This window comes from Vagococcus salmoninarum (genome assembly GCF_003987495.1).
GTDB classification, from domain to species: Bacteria; Bacillota; Bacilli; order Lactobacillales; family Vagococcaceae; genus Vagococcus_D; species Vagococcus_D salmoninarum.
This window is the reverse complement of the sequence record NZ_NGJU01000001.1, coordinates 283,471-306,404: the sequence shown is the minus strand read 5'-3', so window position 1 is coordinate 306,404 and position 22,934 is coordinate 283,471. Positions and strand designations below refer to the sequence as shown.

At 37.9% G+C, this 22,934-nt stretch carries 17 protein-coding genes; 3 read left to right on the top strand and 14 right to left on the bottom strand.

Annotation, left to right across the window (positions count from 1 at the left end; genetic code table 11):
• Window positions 1-226 precede the first annotated feature (226 nt).
• From CBF35_RS01450 to CBF35_RS01435, 4 genes are all read right to left on the bottom strand, one after another.
• Entirely contained in the window at window positions 227-1,261 is a 1,035-nt protein-coding gene (locus tag CBF35_RS01450; protein WP_126778110.1) for an aldose epimerase family protein, read from the bottom strand.
• Window positions 1,262-1,288: 27 nt separating this feature from the next.
• A complete protein-coding gene (gene xylB / locus CBF35_RS01445; protein WP_244922548.1) occupies window positions 1,289-2,791 on the bottom strand; it encodes a xylulokinase in 1,503 nt (500 codons plus the stop codon).
• Window positions 2,792-2,826: 35 nt separating this feature from the next.
• Complete coding sequence (xylA, locus tag CBF35_RS01440; RefSeq protein WP_126778109.1) at window positions 2,827-4,134, bottom strand: xylose isomerase; 1,308 nt, start codon at window positions 4,132-4,134, stop codon at window positions 2,827-2,829.
• Between the two features lie 164 nt (window positions 4,135-4,298).
• On the bottom strand, window positions 4,299-5,633 hold the full coding sequence (locus tag CBF35_RS01435) for a M20 family metallopeptidase (RefSeq protein WP_126778108.1): 1,335 nt from the start codon (window positions 5,631-5,633) through the stop codon (window positions 4,299-4,301).
• 168 nt (window positions 5,634-5,801) lie between these two features.
• Between CBF35_RS01435 and CBF35_RS01430 the strand changes: the two genes are divergently transcribed.
• The gene (locus CBF35_RS01430) at window positions 5,802-6,857 is read left to right on the top strand and encodes a bifunctional transcriptional activator/DNA repair enzyme AdaA (protein ID WP_126778107.1); all 1,056 of its coding nucleotides are present in this window, start codon (window positions 5,802-5,804) and stop codon (window positions 6,855-6,857) included.
• Window positions 6,858-6,907: 50 nt separating this feature from the next.
• Here the strand turns inward: CBF35_RS01430 and mmsB are convergent, their stop codons facing one another.
• From mmsB to chvE, 3 genes are read right to left on the bottom strand one after another with little or no spacing between them, the layout of a single operon-like run.
• On the bottom strand, window positions 6,908-8,083 hold the full coding sequence (mmsB, locus tag CBF35_RS01425) for a multiple monosaccharide ABC transporter permease (protein ID WP_244922544.1): 1,176 nt from the start codon (window positions 8,081-8,083) through the stop codon (window positions 6,908-6,910).
• Window positions 8,073-9,614 (bottom strand): sugar ABC transporter ATP-binding protein, encoded by a 1,542-nt coding sequence (locus tag CBF35_RS01420; RefSeq protein WP_126778106.1) that lies wholly within the window; start codon window positions 9,612-9,614, stop codon window positions 8,073-8,075. Before CBF35_RS01420 ends, mmsB begins: the two co-directional genes overlap by 11 nt.
• 24 nt (window positions 9,615-9,638) lie before the next feature.
• A complete protein-coding gene (gene chvE, locus CBF35_RS01415) occupies window positions 9,639-10,718 on the bottom strand; it encodes a multiple monosaccharide ABC transporter substrate-binding protein (protein ID WP_126778105.1) in 1,080 nt (359 codons plus the stop codon).
• A 348-nt stretch (window positions 10,719-11,066) separates the two neighbouring features.
• On the opposite strand from chvE, the gene CBF35_RS01410 reads away from it, so the two are divergent.
• Window positions 11,067-12,989: a DUF2207 domain-containing protein gene (locus CBF35_RS01410; RefSeq protein WP_126778104.1), complete on the top strand. Its 1,923-nt coding sequence runs from the start codon at window positions 11,067-11,069 to the stop codon at window positions 12,987-12,989.
• Window positions 12,990-13,115: 126 nt separating this feature from the next.
• Here the strand turns inward: CBF35_RS01410 and CBF35_RS01405 are convergent, their stop codons facing one another.
• From CBF35_RS01405 to CBF35_RS01385, 5 genes are all read right to left on the bottom strand, one after another.
• Window positions 13,116-14,288 carry an amidohydrolase gene (locus CBF35_RS01405; RefSeq protein WP_126778103.1) on the bottom strand — a complete coding sequence of 391 codons (1,173 nt, stop codon included), beginning with the start codon at window positions 14,286-14,288 and terminating at the stop codon, window positions 13,116-13,118.
• A gap of 17 nt (window positions 14,289-14,305) precedes the next feature.
• Window positions 14,306-15,496 (bottom strand): hypothetical protein, encoded by a 1,191-nt coding sequence (locus CBF35_RS01400; protein WP_126778102.1) that lies wholly within the window; start codon window positions 15,494-15,496, stop codon window positions 14,306-14,308.
• A 175-nt stretch (window positions 15,497-15,671) separates the two neighbouring features.
• Entirely contained in the window at window positions 15,672-17,888 is a 2,217-nt protein-coding gene (gene bglX, locus CBF35_RS01395; protein ID WP_126778101.1) for a beta-glucosidase BglX, read from the bottom strand.
• 6 nt (window positions 17,889-17,894) lie between these two features.
• Entirely contained in the window at window positions 17,895-19,172 is a 1,278-nt protein-coding gene (locus CBF35_RS01390) for a PTS sugar transporter subunit IIC (protein WP_126778100.1), read from the bottom strand.
• A 94-nt stretch (window positions 19,173-19,266) separates the two neighbouring features.
• A complete protein-coding gene (locus tag CBF35_RS01385) occupies window positions 19,267-20,100 on the bottom strand; it encodes an AraC family transcriptional regulator (RefSeq protein WP_126778099.1) in 834 nt (277 codons plus the stop codon).
• Window positions 20,101-20,296: 196 nt separating this feature from the next.
• On the opposite strand from CBF35_RS01385, the gene CBF35_RS01380 reads away from it, so the two are divergent.
• On the top strand, window positions 20,297-20,890 hold the full coding sequence (locus tag CBF35_RS01380; RefSeq protein ID WP_126778098.1) for a YehR family lipoprotein: 594 nt from the start codon (window positions 20,297-20,299) through the stop codon (window positions 20,888-20,890).
• A gap of 278 nt (window positions 20,891-21,168) precedes the next feature.
• On the opposite strand, the gene CBF35_RS01375 is transcribed toward CBF35_RS01380, so the two are convergent.
• Both CBF35_RS01375 and CBF35_RS01370 read right to left on the bottom strand, forming a co-directional pair.
• The gene (locus tag CBF35_RS01375) at window positions 21,169-21,699 is read right to left on the bottom strand and encodes a recombinase family protein (RefSeq protein WP_126778097.1); all 531 of its coding nucleotides are present in this window, start codon (window positions 21,697-21,699) and stop codon (window positions 21,169-21,171) included.
• Window positions 21,700-21,756: 57 nt separating this feature from the next.
• On the bottom strand, window positions 21,757-22,857 hold the full coding sequence (locus CBF35_RS01370; protein WP_126778096.1) for a WxLIP family cell surface protein: 1,101 nt from the start codon (window positions 22,855-22,857) through the stop codon (window positions 21,757-21,759).
• Window positions 22,858-22,934: the final 77 nt, after the last annotated feature.

The following is a 22,934-nucleotide window of genomic DNA, read 5'->3' as shown; positions in this document are numbered from 1 at the left end:
CTTTTTAGATAGCGTTTACATTCCCTGCTCCAGACCCGTTCTTCAGACTCACATCCTCTCATAATAATCGTTCCACTAACTAATTCAAGTTTACCACGTTTAACTAACAGTACAAATAATACGAGGGAACTCACTTAAATTATCATCGGCTTTTAATTATCTTTTAAGATAACAAAAAAACGACTCCTCAATAACAACAAATAGTTGAGGAGTCGTTTTGTTCAACTCAAATAATGTAATAACTTGTTTGGCTAAAAAATAACTCTTCTGGTTCCAACATCATTGAGCCGAAATTCTGCTGATTCATAGCATCTGGTAAAATTTGTGTTTCTAAAGTCACCCCTTGATGTTTCAATATCTTACCTGGCGATATCCTTAACTGACTGTCACCAAGATTAGTCGTATAAACGACAACTGCTGGGGCAGTTGTCGCCATGCCGAGGGTGATTCCAGAACTGGCAGCTGATAGCATTCCCTGATACTTCTGCTGCTGATTCAAAATAAATGGGTGATCAATCCCTTGAACTAAGTGATTTTGTTGATCTTGGCTCATTAACCCTTGTGATAAAAAGCTCCCTTGGGGATTTTTTTTAAAATCAAAGGCTGTGCCAAGGACTGGTCGGATCTCACCTGTTGGTAAATATTCCCGGTTAAGGGGCAGGAAAAAATCACTGTCTAAATACAATCGATGATTTGCGATACTGCTCCTCTTCCCGTTTAAGTTAAAATAAACATGATTCGTTGGATTATAAATAGTCCGTTGATCAGTTTTAGCGTAGTAAGTAATTCGCCATTCATTCTTTGCCGTCAAGGTATGGATAACTTTTGCCTTAAGATTGCCAGGAAAACCATTCATCCCAGCAGGCCGCTCATAGGAGAAAACGACTGACATTTCCCCAGGTTTATCGACTATTTGACTGTGCCATATTTGTGATTCGAAGCTTCTTCGTCCACCATGAAGGGTATTCTGGCCCTCATTTTGATTTAAGTAATAAGTTTTCCCTTGATCTTCGTACTTCCCTTGGGTAATTCGGCCGGCTACTGGTCCAATCGTCGCCCCAAAATAGACTGCCTCACCGTAATAATCTACTAATCTCTCTGACCCTAAAACGATATTGTGAAGCTGCTTCAAAGGGTTCGGCACTAACCAACGAATCACTCTAGCACCATAATTACTGACTTCTAACTGGCAACCATCTTTGTTCTCTAATTTGATTATCTTTTCCCCACTACTACCAAATCTAGCCACTGTTAATTTCATCGGCTTTTCACCCTAATTAAACTGAATTTACAAACTAGCTTCGGTTCGTAGTTTTTGAAGTTCGTGACTAATTTCTTGGGTTGCTCCGTAAACTTTTTTATAGACGTCAAAAATAGTTTGATATTTAAGAGCCGCTTCGGGATTCGGTTCAAACCTTCGATCATAACTTACGAAAGCTTGACTACACTCCGTCATTTCTTCAAACCAACCTAGACCAACTGCTGCGATCATGACTGCCCCAAAGCCTGGTCCTTCCTCAGCTTTTAAAGTCACTATCGGTGTATTGAAAATATCCGCTTGAATTTGCAACCATTGATCATTTTTAGCACCGCCACCAACTGACACAATTTTTTCAAAGGTTTTATTGGCTTGGCTGGTCATTAGCTCCTGAGATGCCTTCAATGAAAAAGTAATCCCTTCAATCACCCCTCGGACAAGATGTTTAACCTCATGCCTTGTATCTAAACCAATAAAACTTCCGCGAATGTGACTATCTGAATGAGGGGTTCGCTCACCGACTATGTATGGCGTAAACAATAAACCATCAGCCCCCGGCTCGACCTCATTAAGAGTTGATAATAGCTCAGGATAGCTTAGCTCTTTAGCAAAATTATTTTTAAACCAAGTTAAGCTATGACCTGCAGCTAAAGTCACTCCCATTGAATAGACTCGATCTTTAATCCCATGATGAAAGACATGGAGCTTCCCTTGATAATCAACTTGAGCCGTTTCTTCAAAAGCTAAAAAGACCCCTGAAGTTCCAATACTGCTCATGCCAATTCCTTCACGTGTAATGCCGGCAGCAACCGCGCCACAAGCATTATCCGCACCACCTGCGAAAATCGAAACTTTGTTTTCAAAACCAAATAAGCTCCTTAGTTCCTCTTTCATTTCACCGATTTTGCCACTAGATTCACTAAGTTCTGGTAAATAAGACAACGGTATCTTGAAATACTCAATAATTTCTTTAGACCATTCTTTTTGCTCCAGATCTAATAACAACGTCCCAGCTGCATCTGAGTAATCCATCCGTTGATTACCTGTTAACCAAAAACCTAAGTAGTCTTTTGGCAACATTAGACTCCTAACTTTTTCCCAAGTAGCTGGTTCTTCCTCTTGAACCCATAAAATTTTTGGTAACGTAAACCCTTCAAGGGCAATATTTTTAGTAATCCTTAAAATATCAGCCCCTTTTTCTGCCATGATTCGCTGACACTCTTTCGTCGTTCGAACATCGTTCCAAAGGATTGCATTCCGTAAGACTTGCTTGTTTTCGTCTAAGAGAACTAGACTATGCATTTGACCTGAAAAACTAATGGCAACTAACTCACTTAATATTTTAGGTTCCAATTCGATTAACTTATTAATGACTACTTGACTTGCTTTTAGCCATTCTTGAGGATTCTGTTCACTGAATCCTGGTTTTGGGGTTAACAACGGGTAAGTGGCACTGGCTGTCTGCAGAACTTCTCCTTGGCGATTGACGAGTAAGCCTTTTACCCCACTTGTTCCTAAATCTAGACCGATGATTTAAGCCATAATTATTCTCCTTTGTTCTTCTTTACTTAGACTAAATAGTCATTTAACCGTGACTTAACTAGTTCTAAACGATTCGACTCATTTGTAATTTCTGTATTTTCTAACGCATAAGCTGTTAATTTTTCTAAATCCATTTGATCAGTGACAATTTTTTTACCGATTCCAGTGGCGTAACTTGCATATCGTTTAGCTTTCAAGTCATCGAAAAAGCCTTCTGTTTTTAATTTAACAGCGGCTTTTAAGCCACGAGCGTAAGTATCCATCCCAGCAATATGTGCGGTCAATAAGTCTTCCATAGCAAAAGATGTCCGCCGAACTTTTGAATCAAAGTTAATGCCCCCTGGTGCAATTCCACCATTTTCTAAAATTTCATAGACGGTCAAGGTTGTTTCGTAAAGGTTCGTTGGAAATTCATCAATGTCCCAACCTAACAAAAGATTGCCTTGATTAGCATCAATTGACCCTAAGGCGTTATAATTACGAGCAACATTTAGTTCATGCTCAAAAGTATGGCCGGCTAATGTGGCATGATTATTTTCTAAGTTAAGTTTAAAGCGCTCGGTTAACCCATATTTTTGAATGAAGGCCATTGTCGTAGCAGCGTCATAATCATATTGATGCGTCATCGGTTCCATTGGTTTTGGCTCTAACAAAAATTGGACATGATGGTTAATTTTATTAGCATAATCATCTGCCATTTTAAAGAAACGAGCAATGTTTTCTTCTTCAAATTTCATATTAGTATTTAACAAAGATTCATAGCCTTCACGGCCACCCCAAAAGACGTAATTTTCTCCCCCTAGTTTTTTGCTAATGTCTAAGCCTTTCTTAACTTGAGCAGCTGCATAGGCAAACACGTCGGCATTATTAGAAGAGGCAGCCCCATTCACAAAGCGGGGATGAGTGAACAAGTTAGCGGTGTTCCAGAGTAATTTAATACCCGTTTCAGCCATCTTCTTTTTCATTAAATCAGTAATCACATCTAAGTTGGCAAAAAATTCTGTTAAGGACTGACCAACTGGGGCCACATCACTGTCATGGAAACAAAAATACTCAATGTCTAGTTTAACTAAAATTTCGAAGAAGCCTTCCACCCGATTTTTGGCAGTTGTCATTGGGTCATCTGTCAGCCAAGTTCTAAGATTCGTGCCACTACCAAAAGGATCGGAACCATCTTGGTTCATCGTGTGCCAGTATGCAGCAGCAAAACGTAAATGCTCTTTCATTGTTTTTCCCATAATTACTTCTTGGCGATTGTAGTGACGGAAGGCAAAAGGATTGGTCGAATCAACACCTTCAAAAGTGACTTTAGCAATGTCTGGATAGTAAGACATCTTATTTCCTCCTTAGGTTTAAAGACTAGCATCATGGTTACTTTGGCTACATCGTAAAATAGTCATTAATAATTGTCAAGTCATGACAATTGCTGAATTTTTAAACAAAAAAAGACTTCAAAATTTGCAGCTAGCTGCTGATTCTGAAGTCTTTTTATTAAGTTCTAGTTACTACATAAACGATAAATTGCTTCGGCATAAATCTCCATTGCTAAACGCATCTCTGTTAGTTGCCATTCTTCATTTGCTTGGTGAATCGTGTCTTTCGTGTAATCAAAGCCGGCACCAAAAGCGACACAGTTTGGCATCGTCCGAGCAAAAGTCGCTCCGCCAGAAACTTGTGGTTCTGCCATATCACCAGTCATATCCCGATAAGCCCCTAGCAGACTTGTGACTAACTCTGAGTCTTTAGGTACATACAGTGAGGCGATGTAATCATGTTCATGATACGTTAACCCGAATTCTTGAGCCACAGCTTGGAGTTTCAGAACAACCTCTTCCTTGTTAGTAGTAACAGGCATTCTAATATCAATCCCAATCTTTGTTTCAAGTTCATTTACTTCAAGGGTTGCCACATTAAACGTTAACTTACCGGAAACCTCATCTTCAAATAAGCCAATCGTACTGACCCCATTGCCATCACTACCTACTCGCTGACCTAAAAATTCAAAAACAGGTTCAGAAGTAATCTTCGATAAGCCTTCTGCTAAACGCGTAATCGCATTAACACCTAAATGGGCATTTTTAGAATGGATCGCTTGACCGGTTACCGTTAATTCCTGATTAGCCACAGTAAACTCGTAGCCTAAGTTGGTTAATCTCTCACTTAGTTCTGCTACTTGCCTACCATTGTAAGTCCCACGATCTGGTACTACATTCAAAGCACCGCCACCAGTGACAGTGACTTCTGAACTACCTGGACCAGTTAAATACACTTGCATTAAGCCTTTCTCAGCAAAGATTAAAGGAAATTTAGCATCTGGTGCTATCCCTAAATCAATCGGCACTTCTTTTTGGTGGTAACGCTCCATACAACGCCATAAGTTTTCTTCGTCTGTGCCAAAGATAAAACGGATTTTTTTGTTAAAACTAACCCCTGCTTCAACTAAACTTTTGACTGCGTATAAAGATGCAATCGTTGGCCCTTTATCATCTAAAACACCACGACCATAAATTACCCCATCTTTGATTGTTCCTTCGTAGGCAGGGGTTTTCCATAAACTTTCTGCCCCAGCTGGTACAACGTCTAAGTGACAAAGAATCCCAAAAATGTCAGACCCTTCACCAATTTCTGCGTAACCGTAATAACCTTCTGGATCAATAAAGGTTTCAAAGCCTTCTTCTTTAAATAATGCCACTGTCTCTTGTAAACACTCTAAGATGTCCTGACCAAAAGGTGCTCCTGGGATGCCCTCTTGTAAGTATGATGGAATACGGATGATACGTTGTAATGACTTAATTGCCTGTTCTTGATGTTTGTCTTGAATAAATGTTTTCATCGAATCACCTTTCTGCTTTCGTAAGTTGCCTTACGTTGTTCTCTTTATAATTATATAGCTAATTTAGCTCCGCCGTCTATCTTTCTTGAAAATTAGTTGTTCATTTTTCGAAAGATTGGCTTTCCTAACTACTTTATAATAAAGTTAATTAAAAGGAGGTCCTAATAAATGATTACTAGTCTGTCAAAACAACAAGAATACTACCACGCTTTATTAACTAAAAATCCTCATTACGATGGGATTTTCTTTGCTGGTATTACAACGACTGGGATTTTTTGCCATGCAACTTGTCCGGCGAAAAAGCCTAAATTTGAAAATTGTCAGTTTTATCAAACTGCTGAAGAAGCTCTCTTAGCTGGCTTTCGTCCTTGTAAAAGATGCCATCCCTTATCTTATCCTCATAGTCTGCCTAAGGAAATTAAAACCTTAGTTGCCGCTGTGGAAAAGACTCCTGAGAAACGTTGGCAAGAACGAGACTTTCAAGCCTTAGGCCTCCACTCTGCAACTGCCCGGCGAAAATTTAAAGACATCTATGGTATGACCTTTGTTCAATACGCTCGGTCACGGCGAATGGGCTTGGCTTTTAATGAAATTATTAATGGCAAAAAAGTCATTGACCAACAGTTAGCTGCTGGTTACGACTCGCCGAGTGCCTTCAATGATGCTTTCACTAAAATTATGGGGAACCCCCCTAAAAAAACGGCAGTCACTTTAATTTATGGCAATTTACTTGAAACGCCGATTGGTCCGATGTTTAGCTTATCCACAGAAGAGTCACTTTACTTATTAGAATTTACGGATCGCCGCGGTCTGGAAAAAGAGATTGAAACTTTACGAAAAAAACATAACGCCCGAATTGTTGTTGGTGACACGAAACCTAATCAGTTGCTTAAGGCAGAACTTGCACTATATTTCAGTGGCCAGTTAACAGACTTCACTGTCCCCCTTAAATTAGTTGGTTCGGATTTTCAACTAGCAGTTTGGCAAGCATTAAAAGAAATTCCTTTCGGCCAGACTCGTTCTTATTCAGAGATTGCTCAAGCTTTAGGTAAGGATCAAGCCTTTCGCGCTATCGGCAACGCTAATGGCGCTAATCAACTGGCGATTATTATTCCTTGTCACCGGGTAATTAAAACCGATGGTCAGTTAGGTGGTTATGGTGGCGGTCTCGAGCGCAAAGCCTACTTGTTAGCTTTGGAAAAAAATAAGTTGAAACAAAAATAACCGAGGTTTAGTCTCGGTTATTTTTGATTCTGTTGTAAAACAGTTGATTATTAATTCCCTTTATTCTTATTGTAAATATCAAAGGCAACGGCAAACAATAAAACTAAACCTTTAATTGCTTGTTGCCAATCAACGCCAATTCCCATCAGTGACATTCCGTTATTCAAAACACCCATCACTAGGCCGCCTACAATTGCCCCTAAAACCGTTCCAACCCCACCATAAGCCGAAGCGCCACCGATGTAGCAAGCAGCAATTGCGTCTAATTCAAACCCATTACCAGCCGTTGGGGTCGCGGCATTTAAGCGGGCTGAAAAAATCAAACCTGCTACGGCTGACAACATCCCCATATTAACGAAACTCCAAAAGATTAATTTTTTGGTTTTAATACCTGAAAGTTCTGCAGCTAGTAAATTGCCACCTGTTGCATAAAGTCCCCGGCCGATAGTCGTTCGAGTTGTTACAAAATGATAGGCTAAAATCAATGTCACTAAAACAATTAAGACATTGGGAAAGCCTTCATATGTTGCCATCAAATAAGTGTACCAGGCTAACACCCCTAGATAACTAACTAACTTACTAATAAACCACTTAAGAGGCTCTTGTTGATAGCCATATGCCAATGCCTTTTGTCGTTTTTTAATTAGTTTCCATAACAATAGTCCTCCAAGGAGGCCACCAATAACTAAGGTTGTCCCGTGATAGTCTCCCCCTTGTTGATAGTCCGGTAAAAAACCCGAACTAATTAATTGAAACAGACGAGGGAAAGGCGCTATAGACTTTCCTTCCAAAATAACAATCGTTAAACCTCGAAAGACTAACATTCCGGCTAAAGTCGCAATAAAAGCTGGCACTTTGACATAAGCCACCCAAAAACCGTGAAAGCCACCAATTAAGCCACCTATCAAAAGACAAACAACCATCGTTAATAGGACTGGCCAATTAAAGCGGATAATGAAAACCGCTGCTAAAGCACCTGTAAAGGCGGTAATTGAGCCTACAGATAAATCAATATTACCTAGGACAATTAACATGATCATCCCAATCGCTAAAACTAAAATATAACTGTTTTGTAAAATGATATTTGTCATATTTAAAGGCTTTAGTAGGGTCCCATTTGTCAGCAGTTGAAAACTTAACATAATAATAATCAAAAAATAATACATACTATATTTCTGAAAATTACTTTTAATAACGTGAAACAAACTCTTTCTTTTAGTTTCCATAAGCACCTACCTGTTTTGTCATGTGAACCATTAACTCTTCTTGGTTCGTTTGACGAGTATGAAATTCACCAGTTATCTGACCATGGCTCATCGTATAAATCCGATTCGTCATCCCTAATATTTCAGGTAATTCTGAAGAGATTAAACAAATTGCCTTGCCCTTTTTCGCCAACTCTTGAATGAGTTGGTAAATTTCATATTTCGCCCCAACATCAATTCCACGAGTTGGTTCATCTAAGATTAAAATCTCTGGATCAGTCAACAACCATTTTGCTAAGACTACTTTTTGTTGATTGCCACCACTTAAACCTGCTACCTCAGCCTCTAGACTAGGGCTTTTAATTCCTAATTGTTGCTGGTACTCCGTAACTACTTGCCGTTCTTGATTTTTTTCTAAGACAAGCTTGTCAGAAAATTTCCTAAGGCTGGCTAAAGAGATATTTTTCAAGATACTCTCAAGTAAAATTAAACCGTTCCGTTTCCGATCTTCCGTTACATAGGCTAGCCCAGCAGTAATTGCTTTAGGGACTGTGGATAAATTAACTTCTTGCCCCTTTATGTAACACCGTCCTTGAACGTAATTACCATACGCTCTACCAAAAAGGCTCATGGCTAGTTCTGTTCGCCCTGCCCCCATTAAGCCGGCGATGCCAACAATTTCGCCAGCTTTAAGCTGAAGGTTAACATTCTTAACGACTTCACGTTTAATGTCTAGGGGATGATTGACTGTCCAGTCTTCCACTTTAAAGATCGTTTTCCCAATTGTTAATTTAGTTTGAGGGTAACGATTAGCTAATTCACGACCAACCATCCCTTTAATTAAGTTTTTTTCTGTTAAGTTTCCTAATTCTTTAGTTAACGTCTCAATAATTTTGCCATCTCTGATGACCGTTACTCTGTCAGCAATGGCTAAAATTTCTTTTAATTTATGAGAAATAATGATTGAGGTCAGTCCTGCTCTTTTAAATTCTCTTAATAAATCTAATAATTTTTGGCTATCCCCTTCATTCAAAGCTGCCGTCGGTTCATCTAAAATTAAAATTTTAACTTCTTTCGAGAGAGCTTTCGCAATTTCCACAAGCTGTTGTTTCCCGACGCCGATATTGGCAACTAAAGTCTGGGGGTCTTCAACTAAGCCAACTTGCTGTAAGATTTTTTGGGCTTCTTCCGCTGTTTTTAACCAATCAATGATGCCATACTTAGCAATTTCATTGCTCAAAAAAATATTTTCCATAATTGATAAGTAGGGGATCAAAGCTAATTCTTGGTGAATAATGACAATTCCTTGCGCCTCACTGTCTTTAACTGATTTGAAAGCACAGTCTTGCTGTTCAAATTGAATTTTTCCTTGAAAGTCATCAACTGGGATGACCCCACTTAAAATTTTCATCATCGTTGATTTGCCTGCCCCATTTTCACCACAAATGCCATGAATTTCCCCTGCTTGAATGTCTAAACTAACATTATCTAAAGCTTGAACACCGCCAAAACTTTTACTAATATTAGCCATTGTTAAAATACTCTCTTTCATCGTTTCTCCTTATTTTTGCTAAGGTTAATCAAGGTCTGATTGACTAATATAGTCACTATCAATTAGTAACTCTTGGTAATTGTCTACTGTGACGACAACTGGCTCTAACATATACGTGGGGACAATTTTTAAATTATTGTGATAGGTTTCTAGATCATTAATCTCAACTTCTTCTTCATTTAATAAATTATCGATCATCGTTGAAGCTAAATCCGCTAAAGTTTGAGTGTTTTTAAAAACCGTCATTGCTTGCTCACCATCGATGATTGACTTCACTGAGGCGACTTCCGCATCTTGACCAGTAATAATTGGCATACTGCGGTTCCCACTGCCATAACCGACCCCTTTTAAGGAAGATATAATCCCAGTAGCTAGAGCATCATTGGGGGCTAACACACCATGAATATCATCATCAGCATAATGAGCACTTAACAAGTTATCCATTCGAGCTTGGGCCGCTGCCCCATCCCAGTTCAATGTAGCAATTTGAGAAAACTCTTGTTGCTGACTTCTAATAACTAATTTACCTTCTGTAATGTAAGGCTCTAAAACTGAGAACGCCCCATCGAAAAAGAAGTGCGAGTTATTATCATCTGGCGCCCCACCAAATAACTCAATCGCCTGAGGGTCATCCTTAGCATCAAGTTCTAAGGCATCAACTAAATACTGACCTTGAAGCTCCCCAACTTTAAAGTTGTCAAAGGTGGCATAATAGTCAATCCCATCAGCATTCATAATTAAACGATCATAGGCTAAAACGGGAATCTCTTCATTCGTCGCTTTTTCAATTACGTCTGTTAAGGCTTCACCATCAATGGCTGCGATGACTAAGGCACTAACTCCTTTAGTAATCATATTTTCAATTTGTGAGACTTGAGTCGGCACATCATCTTGAGCATATTGTAAATCGACCTCATAACCTTTTTCGACTAAAAATTCTTCCATGTAACTACCATCTTTATCCCAACGTTCAATCGCCTTAGAGGGCATAGCAACACCGATTATCACTTGCTCTTCCCCGCTTTGATCATTTGCTGCACAAGCAACTAAGAACCAAGCAACCGCACACAGTAGCAAACTACTAATTATTTTTTTTGTTCTCATATTTCCTCCTTGCTAAACACTAGTAACTTTTAATAGCTGCTCAACTCCTTCAAACATGAGACGACAATCAATCATCGGAACTATCTATTTAACACGAACTTATGCGCTAATCAATCAACCTGTCAACTATCATATTAAAAACAAATTAAGCTCCCTTTTCGAACTTGTTGTTTTTGATACTTGTAGTTTAAAAAGAAAGGGTTTTCAAGTCAAGGGAAAAGAATTACGAACAAAGCTTTCTTAAGTATTTTCACTGACAACTAACTAAGTAACTTGTTATTGATTTAACTTTTCAACTAAACATTTTATTCATTATAGGGTATTATTAAAGAGGAAAGGTGGCTATTTATGACGAGATATCAGAATTTATTTATAAAAATTGGGATTTTGTTTGCTCTGTTTTCTTTTAAAGGTACTTTTATCGGAACGGCTGCTGAAGAAGATATCACTCGACGTTTTCATGTTGATATCGTTGTTAACCTTGATCATTCCTATGACGTTAACGAAACAATCACAATGGATTTCGGGTCACGAAAACATGGGATTCAACGGAATATTCCCTTTAGAGGTAGCTTCTACCGGAAATTAGCCGATGGACTTGAAATCGACGAAAGAATGTACACTGCTAAAGTCAGTCAAATTAAGGTTTTAGATGATAAATTTAAAGTTAGTACCGAAGATGACGATAAACACATTCGGATTGGCAATTCAAATAAATATTATCTAGGCTATAAAAATTATCAATTTAGTTATCAATGGAACCCTGGTGATGACGGCCTTGAAGAAATCGATGACTTTTATTACAATGTCATTCCGCAAAATTGGCAACACCTAATTAAAGAAGCTTCTTTTTCAATCGAGCTTCCGAAAGAGGCGGCAACTAGCCAGCTAGATGTCATTGTTGGTGACGCCTCAGGCAAGATTATTGATCAAGAAGTAAACTACCAAGTTAAAGGTCGTCACTTAACTGGGCAAGTCGTTGGCCCCCTCTTACCAGGACATGGCTTAACTGTCTATTGGGTTTTACCACCTGATTATTACGTTAATGCGCGGAATGGCAGCGAATATGATTTGTTATGGTTTACTTTACTTAGTGTCATTTGTTTAAGCGGAACTCACCTAGCTAGCCGTTACACTTGGTCAAAAAGCACAGCTTTGCTGCCAGTTACCCAGCTACAAGGAAATCTGACACCAGTTGAAGCTGCCTATCTTTTAAAAGGAAAACTAACTAATCGTGACTTAATGACAATTATTTTCAGTTTAGCTAAAGGGGGTTATCTTACAATCGATTACCAAAAACGACCTTTTTTCATTTTAACTAAATTGAAAGAGTTACCGCCTTCCGCAGAAGCTTATGAGTACCACATGATGGCTGGGCTTTTCCCAGGCAGTAGCTGGCTTGCTACAAGTGCTACTCTCAAAAGTAACTTTCATACTTACTTAACTGATGCCCGTTCATCAGTCGAGAAAAAGTTAAGGCCGACTGTCACAGCCACGATTGAACCTAAAAGTCAAAATAGGCATGCACTTCTGTCACTCTTGTTAGTAATAACGATTTACCTTAGTCTCTTTATTTTTATTTTACGAACTGAGTATTTCATCTCAGCTCTTTCATTCTTTTTAGCTTTAATTTTTACGATATTCCTTTGTCTCCCCATTGTTTGTTACTTCAAGCTTCGCAAAGGCCTGGCTTATGAAGATGGCTTAACTTATTATTTAAAACGGTTAGTAGCCTTTTGCATTCTCCCTCTACCTTTGATCACTCTAACTGTTGGTTTTATTCTCATATTACTGACTAAAGCTGAGCAAACAAATTACGGTTATATCGCATTAGCTTGTTTATTAACAACTAGTTTCTTACTAATTTTAATTAGTCGCAGTCCACGACGAACTGACTTTGGCAATCAACTTCACGGAGAGTTATTAAGTTATCGCCGATACTTAACAACCTTAACTCCCCTTGAAATCAAGGAATTACTGACTGAGCAACCAGATTTTTATTACGAAGTCTTTCTCTATGCAGAAGTTTTTGGTCTGACTAAGCCTTTTGCTAGAAAATTTAAAACTTATGGCATTAAACCACCTAAATGGTTAAGCTTTAATCGAGGAAAAAAGGCGTTTAATGTTTCAACTTTTTCTAATCAACTTCATCACGATTTTTATCGCACTAGTTACTCACCTTCTGACTCATTCAGTTCAGATAGCGATTCCTCAAGTAGCGGTGGCTACTCTAGTGGCGGTGGTGGTGGCGGTGGCGGCGGTAGTTGGTAAGATTTCCATTTAGCTAACAAGAAAAAAGATACTGACCAGATTTCTCTCATAAACTGAGAATAATCTGCCAGTATCTTTTTTTATCTTTAAGTCACACAAAGTAACAGTCATTCTTAATTGCTAAACTTAACCGTTTAAAAAGCTGACTGCGTAGCGACCATAGAGCTCTGCCCCGACTTGCAAGGCATCTTCATCAATGTTGAAGCGGCCGTGATGATGAGCCCAACAACTGTCTTTTTCAGGGTTAGCACTGCCAACTAAGGCAAAGGCGCCTGGAGTATCAGTCATAAAGAAACCAAAATCTTCTGCTCCCATAGTTGGAGCTGGTGCGCCGAGGGCCTCAGTACCAAAGGTTTCAGACGTAATTTGACTAACTAATTGGGCTGAAGCTGGATCATTGTCAACGACTTCTGTCATGCGCTCATAAACAACTTTAGCTGTGCCACCGTATAAAGCTGCGATATTTTCAGCATAGTGCGTAATTTTTTCTTCGACAATCCCTCTAGTTCCTTCGTTAAAGTTCCGAACGGTCCCTTCAAGATACGCATCTTGAGCGATCACATTAAATCGTTGCCCGACGTCCATCCGACCAATCGTTACAACAGCCGGGTGTAATGGATCAATTTCCCGAGAAACAATCGCTTGAACATTGCTAACAAACTGAGAAGCAATAATTGCCGCATCGACTGTCTGTTCAGGCATCGCGGCATGGCCCCCAATCCCTTCAAAGTTAATTTTAATAATATCCGCCGCCGCAAAAGCCGGTCCCGGATAACAACTGACTTGCCCCACAGGCACACTTGACCAAATATGAATGCCAAAGACATTATCCACATCTGCTAAAGCCCCTTGTTCAATCATCGCTTTCGCGCCTTTAGCCACTTCTTCTGCTGGCTGGAAAACTAAACGCACATTGCCTTTTAATTCTTCTTTAACTTCTACTAAGACTTTAGCAGCCGTCAGTAACATGGCGGTATGGGCATCATGACCACAAGCGTGAGACTTGCCGGCTTGTTGCGATTTATAACTTAACCCTTCATTTAGTTCTGGCACAGGTAGAGCATCCATATCTGCTCGTAGTAAAACCGTTTTACCAGGTTGGCCGCCATAAATTGTTCCGATCACCCCAGTCGGTTCCCCTAGCTTATATTCAATTCCTAAGGCTGCTAATTCTTTTGCGACAAATTTAGTTGTTTCGAATTCTTCCATTGATAACTCAGGTTGTTGATGTAACTGTCTTCTGACCTTAACTAAATTTTCTGCTTCTGCTTGAAATAATTGACTTAAATTTTTTAACATTGTGAAACCTACTTTCTTTATCTAATTAATTGGACAAAAATCCCGGCTAAAACGACGGAGACAATCGTGACTGTCACAAAGCCGCCGACTAACATTGGTGGTAACATATGATCTTTTAAGACTTCTTGCTCTTCTGGATCGTCCGTTAAACTTTTAACAACTTCTAACGTTAAAATATAATCGGCAGGAAAGCCGTAAAGAGCAGTTAAAGATGTTGCAAAGGCCATATACGGACTAATTTTTAAGACTTTCGCCGCGACCCAAGAAAAGAGATATAAACCGATCACACCTGAAACAATAATGACTAACATTGGGACAATCAAGTCTATCAGCATCGTTGGTGTGGCTCGTTTCAAACCATCAAAGATAAAGGCCATTAAGACTAAAATAGCAAAGCCATAAGAATTTGCCTTTGTTAAAGGTGCTTTTTCTAAAAAGCCAACATAGCGAGCAATCACGCCAAAGGCTAAACACATCACAAAAGAGCTAATCGAAACAAGTGGGTCAATCAACTGGCAAAATTGAACCGCTAAAAAGGCAACAAAAGCAATTCTTAATAAGGTGAAACTGGCAGTATCCATCTCTTTAGGGATAAATTTAAACAGCTTGATGTCTGCTTCTGGCACATTTGCCCCACTAGTGACTCCTGCTGATTTATGCCACTTGCCTTGACGGTGTAAAGCTAAGGTTAGCTTGCCTTCTTTTTTCAAAACAATTGAAGTCAAAGGGTAACCGGCAAAGCCTTGCATAACATAAATGACAATTGCTAAGACTGATAAGTCCATTAAGCCAGCATTACTAGCTGCTTCGGACATTAACAAGGCCGAAACAATCCCGCCTAATAGTGGTGGTGTTCCAACAATTACTGTATTGTAATCCGCAAAAAGCAAACCAAAACCAAAAATCACAACAATGGCACCGACCATTGCTACTAAACAAATAATGACATATTTCCATTGTTGTTTTAATTCATCTAAAGAGAGCATTGTCCCAATATTGGTAATTAATAAATAAACAAACAACGTTGATAACGCCGGCGAGATTCCGGCTGTTTCCATTAAATCATCAGGTAACACCGTCCAAAAACCGATTAAGAACAAGACTCCTGAGACAAACACTGAAGGGATCCAAGCATTTGTTTTAGTGGAAACTAATTCTCCGATAACTAAAATAACTGCTATTGACATAAATGCAACTAACAAACTCATTCCAACACACCCTAACTTATAATTTCAAAAGATTCATAATTTTCAGACTATTCTAAAAACATACTTTTTATGATAACTTATTAAAAAACTAAAGTAAAGATTTAATTGAATTTTAATCTAAAAAATAACAGAAGTTACGGAAGACTCCCGTAACTTCTGTTAAAAGCGGTGCTGTTTAAACTAATTTAACCATGACACTTTCAGTCACTTCACTGTTTTTACCAATAAAAATTTCAAATTCGCCTTTTTCTGAGTGCTCTTGGAGATCTTTACCATAAAAACGAACCATCTCTTCGGTAATTTCAAAAGTCACAGTCTGACTTGCTTTCCCTTCTAAACTAATTTTTTGGAACGCTTTAAGTTCTTTGACTGGTCTGACAATACTAGCAAACAAGTCTCTAATGTACAATTGCACGACTTCTTGACCTGCAATCTCTGAGTCATTTGTCACTGTAACTGAGACTGTTAAAGGCTCTGTCTGAGAGAAAGTCTCTCGATTAGTGACTAAGTTTGAATAACTTGTTTGATGATAAGACAAGCCATAACCAAAGGCGAATAAGGGTTGGTTTGGGGCATCTAAATATTTTGAAACAAAGCGACCACTATGTTGAGAATTATTTTCAGGACGTCCCGTACTATAATGATTGTAATAAACGGGAATCTGACCTTCATTGTAAGGGAAACTTTGCGTAATGCGACCTGACGGGTTGACTTGACCATAAAGAATATCAGCTAAAGCATGGCCCCCTTCCGTTCCTGGGAACCACCCTTGAATTAAGCCATCAACTAACTCAAACTCTTCGGTTAAAACTAAGGGCCGACCACTAATCGTAATTAGAACAAGAGGTTTGCCTAATTTTTGTAAGTCTCTCAGAAGCTCTTGTTGTTTTTCAGGAATTCTAAGACTTGTCCGGCTTCCCGCTTCCCCACTTTGTAAGGTGTGTTCACCTAGAGCCATGACAATCACATCGGCAGCCTCACCTGCTGCTAAGGCAGCTTGTTTCGTTTTTTCTTTTTCTTCAGCAGTTAGCTGAATACTGGAAATGATTTTTTGAGAAAAACCAAATTCCCCTAAGAAAGTATAATCTTCTAGCATATCACAACCTTGAACGTAAGTGATTTGATCGCTATGTTCTAACATGGCTTCTTTAATTGTGGTGACATCAGACATTTGACCATGAACCGCCCATAAGCCCATTAACTCTTGGCTATCCGCGTAAGGTCCAATTAAAGCAACTTTTTGCTTTGGTGATAAAGGTAAGACATTTTTAGCATTCTTCAATAAAACCATGGCCTCACTAGCAATGTCACGGGCAATTTCCCGATTTTCTGGGGCAAAAACTAAAGCTTCTTCCCCAGCAACAGTTACTCCACGGTAAGGATCTTCAAATAGGCCTAGTTGATTTTTCAAGTCTAAGACTCGCATAACAGCTTGGTCTAATTGCGCCATTGAAATACGGCCTTCCGCCACTAGCTCTTCTAAATAATTAGAATAACAAGCAGTTTTCATATCAATGTCATTACTCGCTGCCATTGATAAGTAAGTTGCTTCTTTTTCATTTTCGGCATAACCATGAGTAATTAATTCTTGGACAGCGGCGTAGTCACTAATAACGACACCATCAAAGCCCCATTCCCCTCGTAGTAAGTCATTCATTAACCATTTATTACCAGTGGCAGGTACGCCATCAATCGTATTAAAGGAAGTCATAACTAACTTGCTGCCAGCTTCTATGGCTGCTTGGTAAGCTGGTAAATATTCTTGACGAAGACGACGTTCTGACATATCCACATGATTATAATCACGGCCGCCTTCACCGGCGCCGTAACCGGCAAAGTGTTTGACACATGAGGCTAAGCCTTGGCCTTTATCAAAATCATGTTGAAAGCCTTTGACCATCGCGGCTGCGTACTGAGAGTTTAAAAAGACATCTTCCCCAGTAGATTCTAAACAGCGCCCCCAACGTGGATCTTTGACTAAATCAACCATCGGTGCGAAAGTCACATGAGCCCCACCGGCCACTGATTCTTGGGCAATTTTTTGATAGCCTTTTTCAATCAGTTCCGGGTTCCAAGTTGCTCCTTGACCTAAAGGTATGGGATAAACTGTCCGGTAGCCATAAATAATATCTGACATAAACATCAAGGGAATCTTATGACGACTTTTAGCTAAATAGTTATCTTGAATTGTATGGATATTTTTAGCACCAGTGACATTTAAGACTGAACCGACTAAGTCTACCATCTCTTCATTGATGCCTAATTTTTTTTGTGGCCCTACGAGCATGGCCTCATCTTCTTGGAAAAAATCTCCTGACAATTGAACTAGTTGACCGACTTTTTCTTTCACTGTTAAGTCAGCCAATAATTCGACTAATTGTTCTTTTTTCATGATTGTTTAAGCTCCTTCTAATTCTTTTTTGACTGCATCTTTTTCTGCCCATTTAAACCAAGGGTACCATAATAGAGGCGCTAAGATTAATTGAATAATTAACATCAAAACAATAATTGAGCCTTTCCCTTGAATCGCCGCAAATGCTCCTACTGGTAAACCAAAGACCGTGGCTGCTCCTGTAAAGCGGGCAACAATCCCCATTTTAATTAAGACATAAGACAAACCAATTGCAATTGAGTTATTGAAAATAAATGGGAAAGCTAATTTGAAGTTTAAAACTAAAGGCGTTCCAAAAATGACGGGTTCCGTTATTCCAAAAATTGCTGGAATAATTGAAATTTTACCAAGTTCCCGGTACTGTTTGCTTTTCGAGAAAAGCATTAACATGACTAAACCTAAGGCTAAACCGCCCCACGTAATCGTTGTGAAAAAAGCATTCCCTAAAATATTCGGTGGGGTTTCACCACGGGAAACAGCTTCTAAGTTTTCCATGTCGAGAGCCATCCAAATCGGCATCATAATTGGCATAATGACATTTGTTCCATGAATGCCGAAGAACCATAAAATTTGTTGTAACAAGCTAATTACAATCATCGCCCCAATTGTGCCACCTAGACCATTTAAGGGTTCTTGAATAATTGTATAAACCATTTCATGCATACTGCCAAATGGTGTTAATAAAAAGACTCTCGCAATGATAATAAAACCAATGCCAATCACAATTGTTGGAATCAAGGCTTCGAAGACCCGGGAAACCATTGGCGGAACCCCTTCTGGCATTTTGATTGTCCAACCTTTATTTTTAATGACAGCATAAATTTTACCTACTAGTAAACCAATAATAATAGCTGAAAAGACTCCTTGAGCACCAAGCCAAGTTGTTGGCAGCACATTAACATCAGCTCCATCAATTTGCGCAGTAGCTGCTGGGGTCACAATTAAGAAACTCATTAAAGCAATAATTGCAGCTGAAATTCCATCATCGCCAGGAATTAATTTATTGACTAAATTTTTAGCTAGTAATAAAACGACATAAATTGCCATAGCACCAATTGTAAAATTAGTCACTTGCATTAGAATCGGCACAAAACCTTGTAAGAAGGCAATATTTTTTCCACCACTACCTATAAAAATCACCATTAACAAACTCATTGAGCCTAAAAAGACTGGCCCTAAAGTTGCCATCATTGCTGCCGATAACGATTGTAAATAAATATTAGTTCCTAACTTATCAAATACCGGATTAATCTTGTCAAACCAAGCAATTACCTTTTCTTTCATCATACTTCCTCCTTAATTTATACTTCATCACTAGTATAGCGGTTACATTATACTTTTTACGGTAATTTATTACGATGATTTCGGAAGTATTTTGTCATCTTGTTTTTTTACGAAAATCGCTTGGTGACATTTGATGATATTTTTGAAAGGCGGCAAAAAACGTTCTAACATGATTAAAACCTGAAGCTAAAGAGATATCTAAAATCGTCCATTGGGAATGAGTTAATAAATGTTGGGCATATTCAATGCGAATCATCGTTAAATAGTCAGAAAAAGTTGTTCCCATATTCTTCTTAAAAAAACGAGAAAAATACGTGGCTGAATAGTTAAATTTTTCGGCTATATGTTCTAAAGGCATCTCTTCTTGGAAATGCTTTTTTATATAGTCAACAATGACTAACATTTTTTCTTGAATTTCAATGGTTTTTAATCTGGCATTAGTATCAATCCTCTGCTGATGATATTTAATCAGCTCTAGACTCAGCTGATACAGCTTGATTTTCTTCCCTAATCTGGCTTCTAAACCAACTTGACTAATTTCAGCAGCTAAAGTTTTTAAAATCACGCTAATTTCTGAACTAACTGGCTGCTCAACACTATTTAATTCAAAAATATAAGTAGTATTATAAGCATTTTCAGTTACTCGTTGCATAAAGCTATAAGGAATTTGAATAACTAAGATATGATTAGCCCTAGGGCTATTTGTGGAATGAACCACATTCGAGTTTAGTAACATCACATCCCCTTGTTTCAGTAAAAACTCCCGATTATCTTTGCGAATCTTTAACGTCCCTTCGATACAATAAAGCAATTCGACACTCGCATGCCAATGGGGTGGAATGACTCGTTCGTAACTGTCGGCTTTAAAATCAAATAACTTAACTTCTAATAATTCATCTGGTTGAATCACTTCGTGTAAATAACTCATGGCACATTCCTTTCTAAACGCTTTTCTCTGTTTATTATAGCCTAAGACTTAGGAATGATTAATTTTTTATTCACTCCTTAGGAAGGTTTTCGCTCTTATTTAACTTTTTCCACTTAAATCCGCTGAAACTATCGCTTTTGTTTAAATAATACTATATAATAATGGTTTAATGAACTAAAGTAAACAGGAGGATTTTATGAAAAAATGGGGTAAAGTATTGGTATTAATGGCAGTTGGGCTAACAGTTGGAGCCTGTTCAGCACCGAAAGAAAAAGACAGCGCTAAAGAGTCTAAAACGGAAGTCACTAATGAATCGACAAAAGAATCAGTTAGTGATACTAAAGAATCGACAAGTAAGGCTAAAGAAACGACTAAAAAGTCTTCAGAAAAAGCTGATACGAAAAACGCGCAAACTAAAAAATTCACGCAAAAGATGAATGGCGTTGAAATTTTTATGACTTACACTTATAAAGGCGATATTGTTATGACTCAAGCGACTAACTCAAAAGCTATTTATAGTGAAATGGGAATTACTAAAGAAGATGCTGAAGAAATGTTTGCACCGATTGAAGAGCAGTACGCTGGCGTTAAAGGTGTTAAACATAGCATTGATTATGGTGATGACTCAATGACTGAAATAACTGAAGTTGATTATACTGTAGCAGATTACAAAGAAATCACGCAATTAACTGGTTCGATGTCAGATGGTGCTGAAGATCCAACTTTTGTAAGCATGCGCCAATCAGAAAAACTATTACTAGATAATGGCTATACTTTAGTTGAAGAATAGACTTTTGACTTAACTACTTATAAAGGCTCCTGCAAACCAGAGTAACACTCTAACTTGCAGGAGCCTTTATTGTCTATTTATCTTTTGGAAACTATTTATTAAACAAAGGTCACGGCCCCCGAAACTCTAGTATTAATCTTTCATGATTCCTTAGCAAAATATCCCTAAAATTAAAATACTTCCGTTGAGTTTGTCAATTCGACAGCAGTCTTTTTAAATGTCATGGACTATTTTATTTGCTTAAGCTTTTCGCCTTACTTTGAAAGATAATAGTAATATTATACGTCCATATGGACATATTTATGAACAGTTCCAAGAGAAGTACCAGCGATTGTAGCGATTTCTCTTAATGACAACTTTTTTTGATATAAACTAACTATTTCTTCTTTTTTATCAGCAGTAATCGTCGGTCGACCGACCATCTTCCCTTCTTTTTTTCTTTCTTGAATGATGTTTTGCATTTTAAGGGAGCGTAATTTTTTTTCTGTTGTTTTAATTAAATTAAAGTTATTAATCAGCTCAGCATATTCTTTTTTCTCGGTGTCTACCTTCTCGTCTAAGCTAACTAAACGGACATTTTTATTCTTGACTACTTCAAATAACTCATTATTTTTACAAACTGTAACTAAACTGTAGATTAATAACACATTATTTTTATTTAGCTTTGTTAACACTTTACCTAACTCTGGGTTATCCATCGTCCAACTTTCTTCGACAAATAAATAATCAAACCCATACCTTTGGATTTGATTCAATTGGGTACTAATCTCTACTGGTAAATCAATTTTAAGATAAGCAATCGTACTCATTTGTCTCGTTCCCCTTTCTCAATAAAATCACATACTCATTTGTTCTGGTTTATAATGCTATTTTCTAGATTTCTTTTTACTTCGGTTTCTTTTTGGCCGATGTTTACTACTACTTTCTAAAGCTTGTCGCTTTTTTTTCGCCTTAGTTTTCTTAATAATTAACATCACAATTAATTGAATGATTAAGAGTAGTAAGATCCCACCAGCAACATACCACCAAGTGTAATCTTTTTTAATTGATACATCTTGTTCATTATATTTTTTGGATTCTTCTGCTGAAATTTTAAATTCCTTTTCGAATTCCCAATCTCCTGATGACGAATTCACCTTCATTTTCAACAAATACGTACCTGCTTTTAATTTTTTACCATCTAAAGGTATCGCATAATCGAAATTAGAATTAGGTGCCATCTGTAACTCTGTCTTTTTCAGTTTATAAAGTGTTTCCGAGCTGCCTTTTTTAGTGACTTTCGCATCAACTTCAATTTTATTCACATATTTCGGCTTAACGTTCTTTATATTAGCTGTAATTACATTTCGAACATTAACTTGGTTTGCTTGAACTTTACCAAGTTCTAATTCGGACTTAATATCCTTTTGAAGCTTATTTCCATGTAATAAGAAAGCGACAATATAAGCATACTCATTTTTAATAGCTAGACCTTGTTCACTATCTTCTTGATCTCCTTCATTGCCTTTTTCTTTAAATGTAATACCAGCCGCCATAACTCCTTCGAAATCATTTTTAGGCATTTTAACTTTCAACTTAACGACTTTATCTTCATTGGGTTTAACGACTATTTCCGGCTGATCAATCGTTACAATTTTTTCAATATCGTTTTCTAATTGATCTTCGGCTTTATTTTCATTTAAACCATACTCAACAATGCCATTAATATTAGTTGTTGCCCGATTGAAACTCGTTAAAACCGTCACGTCTTTTTTAGTATGATTTTTTAACGTTACTTCAAAGGTTTCCGTTTGATCTTTAGCTAATTTTAAATCATAGTAGGTTTTAGTTTTATCTACTTGAATCTTTTCCGGAATTGTTGGATTTACACTAAAGTTCAGTTGAGAAGCTTCAGCATTTGCACCAAAAAATATAATCATCAAAAAGAAAGTCAAGATACTTGGGATTATTTTATTTTTTAATTTCATTATTTCTTTCCTTTCCTTAACTTCGTTTTCACATTTTTCTTAACAAAAAACCTGTATGTGATTAAACTAGTCCTAAT

Excerpts from the sequence above, each read along its gene's own strand:
- xylA (WP_126778109.1), bottom strand. The coding sequence starts at position 4,134 with ATGTCTTACTATCCAGACATTGCTAAAGTCACTTTTGAAGGTGTTGAT.
- CBF35_RS01375 (WP_126778097.1), bottom strand. The coding sequence starts at position 21,699 with ATGAGTACGATTGCTTATCTTAAAATTGATTTACCAGTAGAGATTAGT.
- CBF35_RS01420 (WP_126778106.1), bottom strand. The coding sequence starts at position 9,614 with ATGAAAGAGAGTATTTTAACAATGGCTAATATTAGTAAAAGTTTTGGC.
- chvE (WP_126778105.1), bottom strand. The coding sequence starts at position 10,718 with ATGAGAACAAAAAAAATAATTAGTAGTTTGCTACTGTGTGCGGTTGCT.
- CBF35_RS01450 (WP_126778110.1), bottom strand. The coding sequence starts at position 1,261 with ATGAAATTAACAGTGGCTAGATTTGGTAGTAGTGGGGAAAAGATAATC.
- CBF35_RS01435 (WP_126778108.1), bottom strand. The coding sequence starts at position 5,633 with ATGAAAACATTTATTCAAGACAAACATCAAGAACAGGCAATTAAGTCA.
- CBF35_RS01410 (WP_126778104.1), top strand. The coding sequence starts at position 11,067 with ATGACGAGATATCAGAATTTATTTATAAAAATTGGGATTTTGTTTGCT.
- CBF35_RS01430 (WP_126778107.1), top strand. The coding sequence starts at position 5,802 with ATGATTACTAGTCTGTCAAAACAACAAGAATACTACCACGCTTTATTA.
- CBF35_RS01370 (WP_126778096.1), bottom strand. The coding sequence starts at position 22,857 with ATGAAATTAAAAAATAAAATAATCCCAAGTATCTTGACTTTCTTTTTG.
- CBF35_RS01385 (WP_126778099.1), bottom strand. The coding sequence starts at position 20,100 with ATGAGTTATTTACACGAAGTGATTCAACCAGATGAATTATTAGAAGTT.
- CBF35_RS01405 (WP_126778103.1), bottom strand. The coding sequence starts at position 14,288 with ATGTTAAAAAATTTAAGTCAATTATTTCAAGCAGAAGCAGAAAATTTA.
- CBF35_RS01400 (WP_126778102.1), bottom strand. The coding sequence starts at position 15,496 with ATGAGTTTGTTAGTTGCATTTATGTCAATAGCAGTTATTTTAGTTATC.
- mmsB (WP_244922544.1), bottom strand. The coding sequence starts at position 8,083 with ATGGAAACTAAAAGAAAGAGTTTGTTTCACGTTATTAAAAGTAATTTT.
- CBF35_RS01390 (WP_126778100.1), bottom strand. The coding sequence starts at position 19,172 with ATGAAAGAAAAGGTAATTGCTTGGTTTGACAAGATTAATCCGGTATTT.
- CBF35_RS01380 (WP_126778098.1), top strand. The coding sequence starts at position 20,297 with ATGAAAAAATGGGGTAAAGTATTGGTATTAATGGCAGTTGGGCTAACA.
- bglX (WP_126778101.1), bottom strand. The coding sequence starts at position 17,888 with ATGAAAAAAGAACAATTAGTCGAATTATTGGCTGACTTAACAGTGAAA.